This window comes from Bacteroides sp. RTP21281st1_H5_RTP21281_210402 (genome assembly GCF_040918965.1).
Classification (GTDB): Bacteria; Bacteroidota; Bacteroidia; order Bacteroidales; family Bacteroidaceae; genus Bacteroides; species Bacteroides congonensis.
The window spans coordinates 38,541-47,210 of record NZ_JBCOWR010000026.1 but is presented as its reverse complement, the minus strand read 5'-3'; the positions used below and the strand labels follow the sequence as shown (position 1 = coordinate 47,210).

Below are 8,670 nucleotides of genomic sequence, written 5' to 3'. Positions count from 1 at the left end.
ATTGATTTATAACTAAATAATAAAATATAAACAAGGCATATTTAAAAATAAAAAAGCACGGAATTTGACGAAGAACCTTCCTCTTTTATCCCGCCACCTACTTTGCGGATGAAGATCAGGCTTTGTTCCTTTCCCCAGGAAATGTAATATCCTTCCTTATAGATTTTACAAAGCAATCGCAGGACGATATAAGAAGCTAAAACTCCGAATTTGGCTTCCAGTAATTCCATAGTTTCTTCATCGAAAAAGTTTGCCGGTGTAGGGAAATAAGGTATCCCTTTGTTTATCATACTCATAGTTCAATATTTTTATTATAAATTATACGATTGCCTTCCATTCCATCAGGTTGCTGATTCTGAATCTTCTCCATCCGTTTTGTTCCTCACTCCAGTAGATTACAGACTCCTGTTTCACAGTGAACTTGAATTCACGATGAAAGAATTTTTCGTATCCTACCAATGTGCCTTTTTCCAAACAGAATGTTCCGTCCTGTTTCTGAAAAGCTATCATTACATTTCCATATAGCATGTGCTTTACCAGTTCCATACACTTCTGCACGATTCTTTCCGCACATATTTCCGAAATTCCTTTTTCGACGGCAATACGTTTCTTCCATACTGACATGTAGTCTTCAGACTTTTTTTTCTTACAATTTCTTCTCATTATATAAAAAAGATTTAATTAAAATTACTCCTGTTTATTGCATAAACTTCTCCCTCTCGGGATAGTGACGGTATGCTGCAGATATAGCGTTACTATCCTCGTCTCATAGTGACGCCATCGCGACCGGATAGCGTCACTATTTTTTCTGGTGAAAGTTTACTGTTTTTCAGCCGGTTGTAAACGGCGGCAAAAGTAGAGCTTGCATCTCACCTGCACAATTATTTTTGTAAAAACTTATTAGAGCCTTTCTCTTTAGCCTGTCTTTCCTTTTCTTCCCGCTGTTCCCGGAGAGTTCCTCTGATTACGGATAACTCTGTTTCTATACTGCTGACTTCCATTAACTTATACCCACCTTGCTTGGGGACGTACAAGTGCTCTTTTTCATGGATGTGTTTGGCTAAATCTTTTAGCTTTTTGGAGTACTTCATATGGACATCTCCCTTGTCAAATTTTTGCAGATATACCGTGAAAAGTGCCGTTTCATCTCCGGTCAGTCCGCCTCTTTTTTCCAGTTCTTCCTCACTGATAATTTCCGCTTTCTTACATCTGCCGCCACTCTTTTTCCGATTTTGGGCATTGTTTTTTACTCGTGTTTTCGCTTCTCTTTTGGGTGTCTTTTTACTAGCCATAATTTGCTAATTTTTACTTTAGTTAAAAATATTAAATATTAGAACATACTTTGGCAAGTGTGCGATAAAGCTGCGAAAAGATTCGTTTTTTTGCCGCTTGCCAAATGGTATATATATAAAATAACTAGTGATGCAAATGACAAGTAAAAATGGATTTAGCCGGTGTGGGGAACTCTACATCGGTCGTTTGCGAGAGGAGGGGCGCCATTCCACGGCGCATGTCTATAAGAACGCCCTCTTTTCTTTCAGCAAGTTCTGTGGCATATCCAATATGTCGTTCAGGCAGATCACCCGTGGCCGTTTACGATGCTACGGGCAGTATCTTTACGAGTGTGGCTTGAAGCCCAATACGATTTCTACGTATATGCGTATGCTTCGTAGCATTTACAATCGGGGAGTGGAAGCGGGGAATGCCCCTTATGTGCCCCGACTGTTCGGTGATGTCTATACGGGCGTGGACGTCCGCCAGAAAAAAGCCTTGCCTGCTGCCGAACTTCACAAGCTCTTGTATGAAGACCCGAAGTCGGAGCGTTTACGTCGTACGCAAGCCATTGCCACCCTGATGTTCCAGTTTTGCGGAATGTCGTTCGCTGATTTGGCTCATCTGGAGAAATCGGCTTTGGAAAGCAATGTGCTGCGTTATAACCGTGTCAAGACCAAGACTCCCATGAGCGTGGAGGTGTTGGACAGCGCAAGGGAGATGATTGAGCAACTACGGAACAAGCAGGATTCTTTGCCCGATTGCCCGGATTATCTGTTTGATATTCTCCGTGGTGACAAGAGACGGAAAGATGAGCGTGCTTTCCGGGAATATCAGTCCGCTCTCCGCCGGTTTAATAGTAATTTAAAGGATTTGGCAAAGGCGTTGCATCTGAAATCTCCGGTTTCTTCCTATACGCTTCGTCATTCCTGGGCTACTACCGCCAAATACCGGGGAGTCTCAATTGAAATGATTAGTGAATCATTAGGACACAAATCTATAAAAACCACACAAATCTATTTGAAAGGCTTCGGGCTTGAAGAACGTACAAAGGTAAATAAAGGGAATTTATCTTACGTAAGGAACTACTGCGCAGGCAGATAATTTTAGTGTAATGTATTGGTAACCAGTGGTAATAAACGCCCGTTACTTCTTAGGTAACGGATTTAAATTTGACGCAAAGATAGACAAAAACATAAATAGCATACAAATATTTCTTCACTTTTTTTAGTTTTATCTGAAACATAGGGCAAAAAACTATCCGAACATGAAATAAGTCTATTTTCATGTTCAATCATTTTTATTGCCTAATCCAAAGAGCCTTTTCGTTGATTATTAGACAATTCCTTTTTTTCTCCCCTGTCCATGTGTGTAATTTCCTTTTTCATTGTTGTATGTGATTTATCCGTTACCTAAGAAGTAACGGACAAATATGGGGTAAAAAAACATGATTTTAACAAAGAGAAAATCAGTAATTGCTGGGCCTAGTAATGGGACAGGGGAAGGCGTAGCACACTCTAAACGCTGGTATGTAGCTTTGGTTCGCATGCATCACGAAAAGAAGGTTGCAGAGCGTTTGGATAGAATGGGGATTGAGAATTTTGTTCCTGTCCAACAAGAAATTCATCAATGGAGTGACCGCCGTAAGATGGTCGAATCAGTATTGCTTCCAATGATGGTGTTTGTACATGCCGATGCAAAAGAACGCAAAGAGGTTCTTTCCTTTTCTACAGTAAGTCGGTACATGGTAATGCGTGGTGAGAGCAGTCCGACTGTAATTCCTGATGATCAGATGGCTCGTTTCCGTTTTATGCTTGATTATTCCGAAGAAGCAATCTGTATGAACAGTGCTCCCTTGGCACGTGGTGAGAAGGTTCGCGTTATCAAAGGCCCTTTAATGGGACTTGTGGGTGAACTTGTTACGGTAGACGGTAGAAGCAAGATTGCCGTCCGGCTTAATATGCTTGGATGTGCCTGTGCTGACATGCCGGTAGGTTATGTAGAGCCGGTGAGGCTTTGATTTTAAATTCTGATTGTATCTCTGATTCTGATACGTAATTTTATTCGTTTATACTACAATGGAAAAGACATTGAAGGGTATAGTACAATATGCCCGTAAAAATTATTTTAGCTATTGGGTAATTTTAGGTATTGATACGGTAATATCCGTATTATGTTCATTGGTAGCTTATGCCATCATTCATTATATGGCACATGTTTCAATGACTGACTGGATGCTTTGCAAGCTCGTTTGCGTTTCTTTTGTGTCAAGTATTGCCGGGGCTTTAATATTCCACACTTATCGTAATACGATTCGTTTTTCACAGGCACGTGAACTTTGGCGTGTCATGTGTGCCGTCTTGTTCAAGATTGCCTGTCTGGCGGTTATTTCTTATTGGGTTATTTATGAGACAGAATTACCGGACAATTATAGAATATCCTACCTTTTATTTGATGGTTTATTAACTTTGGTCACACTGACAGTCTTCCGTGTATCACTGATAATTGTCTATGACCTGTTGTTGGATTGGGTGAATAAAAAGAATACGCGCATTCTTATTTATGGTATTGATGAAAAGAGTGTAGCCTTGAAATTTCGTCTCCGTGACAGTGCACATTATAAGGTTGTAGGTTTTTATACCTATGGTAAAGGTAATAGTAGACGTCGCTTGACGGATCTTCCCATTTATTACTTTGAAAATGAATCAGATGTTGAGTATATAATGCGGAAACGGGGAGTTCGCGGCATTTTGTTTGCCCGTTATGAAGATACCCGTCTGGAGGAGAACCGTCTTCTGGAATATTGTAAAAGCAATTCTCTTAAAACTCTGATAGCGCCTACTATCAGTGAGGCTGACTCTGACGGTAACTTCCATCAATGGATTCGTCCTATTAAGATTGAAGATTTGCTGGGACGTGCTGAAATCAATATTAATCTTCGTCAGGTTGCCGAAGAATTTAGAGGAAAAATTGTATTGGTGACAGGTGCGGCGGGTAGTATCGGTAGTGAACTTTGTCGTCAATTGGTACAGATGGGTATTCAGAAACTCATTATGTTTGACTCTGCTGAAACCCCTTTGCATAATGTCCGTCTTGAATTTGAAAAGAATTATCCTACTATAGATTTTATACCTGTGATTGGTGATGTGCGTGTGAAAGAACGTGTACGCATGGTATTTGAAAATTACCATCCTCAAATCGTCTTTCACGCTGCTGCTTACAAACATGTCCCATTGATGGAAGAGAATCCTTGCGAAGCCGTACTGGTGAATGTCACGGGATCCCGTCAGGTTGCTGATATGGCAGTGGAATATGGTGCAGAAAAAATGATCATGGTCTCTACCGATAAGGCAGTTAATCCTACCAATGTGATGGGTTGCTCCAAACGTCTGGCAGAGATCTATGTACAGAGTCTGGGATGTGCCATCCGTGAGGGTAAAGTGAAAGGCCATACCAAATTCATCACTACCCGTTTTGGTAATGTATTGGGCAGTAACGGTTCTGTTATCCCCCGTTTTAGGGAACAGATAGAGAATGGAGGACCTGTTACTGTAACTCATCCTGATATCATCCGCTTCTTCATGACTATTCCTGAGGCTTGCCGTTTGGTAATGGAGGCTGCCACAATGGGAGAGGGTAATGAGATTTTTGTCTTTGAGATGGGTAAGGCTGTGAAGATTGTCGACTTGGCTACCCGTATGATTGAACTGGCTGGTTATCGTCCGGGAGAGGATATCAAGATTGAATTCACCGGTTTACGTCCTGGTGAGAAGCTTTATGAAGAAGTTTTGAGTGATAAGGAAAATACGCTTCCGACCGAGAATAAGAAGATTATGATAGCTAAAGTGCGTCGGTATGAATATGCTGATATTCTTGATACGTATGAAGAGTTTGAGAAACTCTCCCGTGCTGTTGAAATAATGGATACGGTCAGACTGATGAAGAAAGTGGTTCCTGAATTCAAGTCAAAGAATTCTCCGCGATTTGAGGCACTGGATAAAGAATAATAAACTTGAGAAATTTATGGATAAATCGTTTTGTACTTGTTTGAGTGTACAAGGAATGGGCACTAGATTACTTTCTTGTTTAGTTGCGATATTTTTGTTTGCTTCCTGTCAGTCGTATAAAAAAGTGCCTTATTTACAGGATGTAAAGGTCGTGGAACAAACAGCTCAACAGGGAAATCTGTATGATGCCAAGATAATGTCTAAAGATCTGCTTACTATTGTAGTTTCATGTACCAGTCCGGAATTAGCTGTCCCATTTAATTTGACTGTTGCCAGTCCCGCCAGTGTGGCTGCCGGAAATAACCAACTGACTACCCAACCCGTTCTACAGCCTTATCTGGTAGATAATGACGGAAAAATCAATTTTCCTGTTCTAGGTGAATTGAAAGTAGGTGGCTTGACAAAGAAAGAAGCCGAACAATTAATTATAGAAAAGTTGAAACCTTATATCAAGGAGACTCCGATTGTTACTGTTCGCATGGTAAACTATAAAATTTCTGTATTAGGCGAGGTTGCCCGTCCGGGTACGTTTACTATAAACAATGAGAAAGTCAACCTGTTGGAAGCCCTTGCCATGGCCGGTGACATGACAGTCTGGGGAGTTCGTGACAATGTAAAACTGATTCGTGAAGGTGCTGACGGCAGGCAAGAGATTGTGACATTGGACTTGAACAGTGCGGAGACTATTCTTTCTCCCTATTACTGGTTGCAGCAGAATGATATTGTTTATGTGACTCCAAATAAGGCGAAGGCCCGTAACTCGGATATAGGTAACAGTACAAGTCTTTGGTTCTCTGCCACCTCTATTCTGGTGTCATTGGCAAGCTTATTAGTAACAATCTTCAAATAGTATTATCGCATGATTGAGGGAAAAAACGGGAAACACATGGAACAATCTGAAGAACAGGTTAATATTCAGGAAATCTGTTTTCGTTATCTGATTCATTGGCCCTGGTTTGTAGTTTCGGTAATAATCTGTGTGGCTTGTGCGTGGGGATATCTGCGTTTGACAACCCCTGTTTATAATATTACTGCCACTGTTCTTATTAAGGATGATAAGAAAGGTGGTGGTGCAAGTATGTCTTCTGAATTGGAAAAGATGGGATTTGACGGTTTCGTCTCTTCATCGGGTAATATAGAGAATGAAATTGAAGTTTTGAGTTCCAGGACATTGGCAAGGGAGGTAGTCAGCTCTTTGGGATTGTTCGTGACTTATATGGATGAGGACAGGTTTCCCAAGAGGGAGCTGTATCGTACTTCCCCAGTTCTGGTAAGCCTGACTCCACAGGAAGCGGATAAACTTCCTCAGACAATGGAGGTGGGTATGTCTTTGCAACCCGCCGGTACGATGGATGTACAGATTAGGGTTGGAAAAAAGGAGTACCGGAAACGTTTTGAGAAATTGCCTGCCGTATTTCCGACCGATGAAGGTACGGTTGCTTTTTTTGCGAATAACGATACTTTGTCACCTATCCGTCCGGAAAGTGTAATAAAAGAACGTCATATCACGGCTTATATTAACAGACCTTTTTCCGTGGCGAAGGGTTATGCTGGTTCTCTGTCTATAATTCCTACCTCGAAGGCTACTTCTGTAGTGACCGTTTCACTCAAGAATTCTAATACTCAGCGTGGTAAGGACTATATAGACAAGCTGCTTGAAATGTATAATATCAATGCCAATAATGACAAGAATGAGGTGGCTCAGAGGACAGCAGAATTTATTGACGAGCGTATTGGTATCATCTCAAAGGAACTAGGCAGTACGGAACAGGATTTGGAGAATTTCAAGCGTAGTGCGGGTATTACGGATTTGAGTAGTGAAGCCCAGATAGCCTTGACCGGCAATGCGGAATATGAGAAAAAACGTGTGGAGAATCAGACTCAGATAAATCTAGTCGTGGATCTACAAAAATATCTGCAGGGTACCGAGTATGAAGTGTTACCTTCAAATGTCGGTTTACAGGATGCTGGTGTAGCGGGTGCAATTGACCGGTATAATGAAATGGTGTCCGAGCGTAACCGCCTGTTACGTACATCTACGGAAAGCAATCCGGCAATTGTAAATCTTAATGCCAGTATTCGTGCGATGCGTGGCAACATACAGACCACTTTGGATGCGACGCTGAAAGGTCTGGAGATTACGAGGGCGGATTTAGCCCGTGAAGCAAGCCGTTATTCCCGTCGTATCAGTGATGCGCCCACTCAGGAAAGACAGTTTGTGAGTATTGCCCGTCAGCAGGAAATCAAGTCCGGCCTGTATCTGATGCTACTTCAGAAGCGTGAGGAAAATGCCATTGTCCTGGCCGCTATAGCCAATAACGCCAAGATTATTGACGAGGCACAGGCAGACGGTGCTCCGATTTCCCCGAAGCGGATGACGATTTATCTTGCGGCTTTGGTATTCGGAATAGGTATTCCGGTAGGTGTCGTTTATCTGATTGGTCTGACCAAATTTAAAATAGAAGGTCGTGCAGATATTGAAAAACTGACTTCGCTCCCTGTTATCGGTGATGTCCCGTTAGCCGATGAGAAAAACGGTTCTATTGCTGTATTTGAGAATCAGAATAATTTAATGAGCGAGACTTTCCGTAATGTCCGTACCAATCTTCAGTTTATGCTTGAAAATGGTAAGAATGTAATTCTGGTGACTTCTACCATTAGTGGTGAGGGTAAGTCCTTTATATCCGCCAATTTGGCTATCAGTCTTTCCTTATTAGGGAAGAAAGTTGTGATAGTAGGTCTTGATATTCGCAAACCGGGCTTGAACAAGGTCTTCAACATACCTAAGAAAGAGCATGGTATTACCCAGTTTCTTACTAATCCTGCTATAAATCTGATGGATTTGGTACAACCTTCTGATATAAACAAGAATTTATATATTCTTCCCGGTGGAACCGTTCCTCCTAATCCAACAGAGTTATTGGCTCGTGACGGTTTGGAAAAAGCTGTTGAAACCTTGAAGCAGAATTTTGACTACGTGATACTGGATACCGCTCCTGTAGGTATGGTGACAGATACTTTGCTCATAGGACGTGTAGCGGATTTATCTGTTTATGTATGCCGTGCTGATTACACCCGTAAGGCTGAGTTTACTTTGATCAATGAACTCACTGAAAATAATAAATTGCCTAATCTCTGTATTGCCATCAATGGTTTGGAGCTTCAGAAGAAAAAATACGGCTATTACTATGGCTATGGTAAATATGGTAAGTACTATGGTTATGGTAAACGTTATGGTTACGGCTATGGCTATGGTAAAGAGACACAGAATGTAAATTCAAAGTAACTTCTTCTTTCTTTCTTTTATGTTTTCAAAACAATGATGGTGGTAATCAGGATTATGAGGGTTTTGTTGCTTTGAATTTTTAGATTGAAATTTAATAAAAATCAA

Annotated in this window: 7 protein-coding genes and 1 pseudogene; 5 read left to right on the top strand and 3 right to left on the bottom strand. The window is 41.2% G+C overall.

The annotated features are described in order from the left end of the window. Positions 1-77 precede the first annotated feature (77 nt). The 3 genes and pseudogenes from AB5443_RS23290 to AB5443_RS23280 all read right to left on the bottom strand — a co-directional run. Positions 78-296 (bottom strand): annotated as a pseudogene (locus AB5443_RS23290) (DUF4373 domain-containing protein); the annotation flags it as partial. A gap of 22 nt (positions 297-318) precedes the next feature. Then, the gene (locus tag AB5443_RS23285) at positions 319-663 is read right to left on the bottom strand and encodes an SH3 beta-barrel fold-containing protein (protein ID WP_285948780.1); all 345 of its coding nucleotides are present in this window, start codon (positions 661-663) and stop codon (positions 319-321) included. A gap of 218 nt (positions 664-881) precedes the next feature. After that, positions 882-1,292 (bottom strand): DUF4119 family protein, encoded by a 411-nt coding sequence (locus tag AB5443_RS23280; protein WP_022140296.1) that lies wholly within the window; start codon positions 1,290-1,292, stop codon positions 882-884. Positions 1,293-1,428: 136 nt separating this feature from the next. Between AB5443_RS23280 and AB5443_RS23275 the strand changes: the two genes are divergently transcribed. The 5 genes from AB5443_RS23275 (at position 1,429) to AB5443_RS23255 (ending at position 8,565) form a co-directional block, all read left to right on the top strand. Further along, positions 1,429-2,376, top strand: a complete 948-nt coding sequence (locus tag AB5443_RS23275; RefSeq protein ID WP_277135144.1) for a tyrosine-type DNA invertase cluster 3b — start codon at positions 1,429-1,431, stop codon at positions 2,374-2,376. Between the two features lie 343 nt (positions 2,377-2,719). After that, positions 2,720-3,292, top strand: coding sequence for a UpxY family transcription antiterminator (locus AB5443_RS23270; RefSeq protein WP_285948501.1), 573 nt, complete (start codon positions 2,720-2,722; stop codon positions 3,290-3,292). Positions 3,293-3,350: 58 nt separating this feature from the next. Continuing rightward, positions 3,351-5,279: a nucleoside-diphosphate sugar epimerase/dehydratase gene (locus AB5443_RS23265; RefSeq protein WP_277135139.1), complete on the top strand. Its 1,929-nt coding sequence runs from the start codon at positions 3,351-3,353 to the stop codon at positions 5,277-5,279. A gap of 16 nt (positions 5,280-5,295) precedes the next feature. Then, positions 5,296-6,129, top strand: coding sequence for a polysaccharide biosynthesis/export family protein (locus tag AB5443_RS23260; RefSeq protein WP_277135137.1), 834 nt, complete (start codon positions 5,296-5,298; stop codon positions 6,127-6,129). A gap of 9 nt (positions 6,130-6,138) precedes the next feature. Then, positions 6,139-8,565 carry a polysaccharide biosynthesis tyrosine autokinase gene (locus AB5443_RS23255; protein WP_283140037.1) on the top strand — a complete coding sequence of 809 codons (2,427 nt, stop codon included), beginning with the start codon at positions 6,139-6,141 and terminating at the stop codon, positions 8,563-8,565. The last annotated feature ends 105 nt before the right edge of the window (positions 8,566-8,670 follow it).

Excerpts from the sequence above, each read along its gene's own strand:
- AB5443_RS23285 (WP_285948780.1), bottom strand. The coding sequence starts at position 663 with ATGAGAAGAAATTGTAAGAAAAAAAAGTCTGAAGACTACATGTCAGTA.
- AB5443_RS23280 (WP_022140296.1), bottom strand. The coding sequence starts at position 1,292 with ATGGCTAGTAAAAAGACACCCAAAAGAGAAGCGAAAACACGAGTAAAA.
- AB5443_RS23275 (WP_277135144.1), top strand. The coding sequence starts at position 1,429 with ATGACAAGTAAAAATGGATTTAGCCGGTGTGGGGAACTCTACATCGGT.
- AB5443_RS23270 (WP_285948501.1), top strand. The coding sequence starts at position 2,720 with ATGATTTTAACAAAGAGAAAATCAGTAATTGCTGGGCCTAGTAATGGG.
- AB5443_RS23265 (WP_277135139.1), top strand. The coding sequence starts at position 3,351 with ATGGAAAAGACATTGAAGGGTATAGTACAATATGCCCGTAAAAATTAT.
- AB5443_RS23260 (WP_277135137.1), top strand. The coding sequence starts at position 5,296 with ATGGATAAATCGTTTTGTACTTGTTTGAGTGTACAAGGAATGGGCACT.
- AB5443_RS23255 (WP_283140037.1), top strand. The coding sequence starts at position 6,139 with ATGATTGAGGGAAAAAACGGGAAACACATGGAACAATCTGAAGAACAG.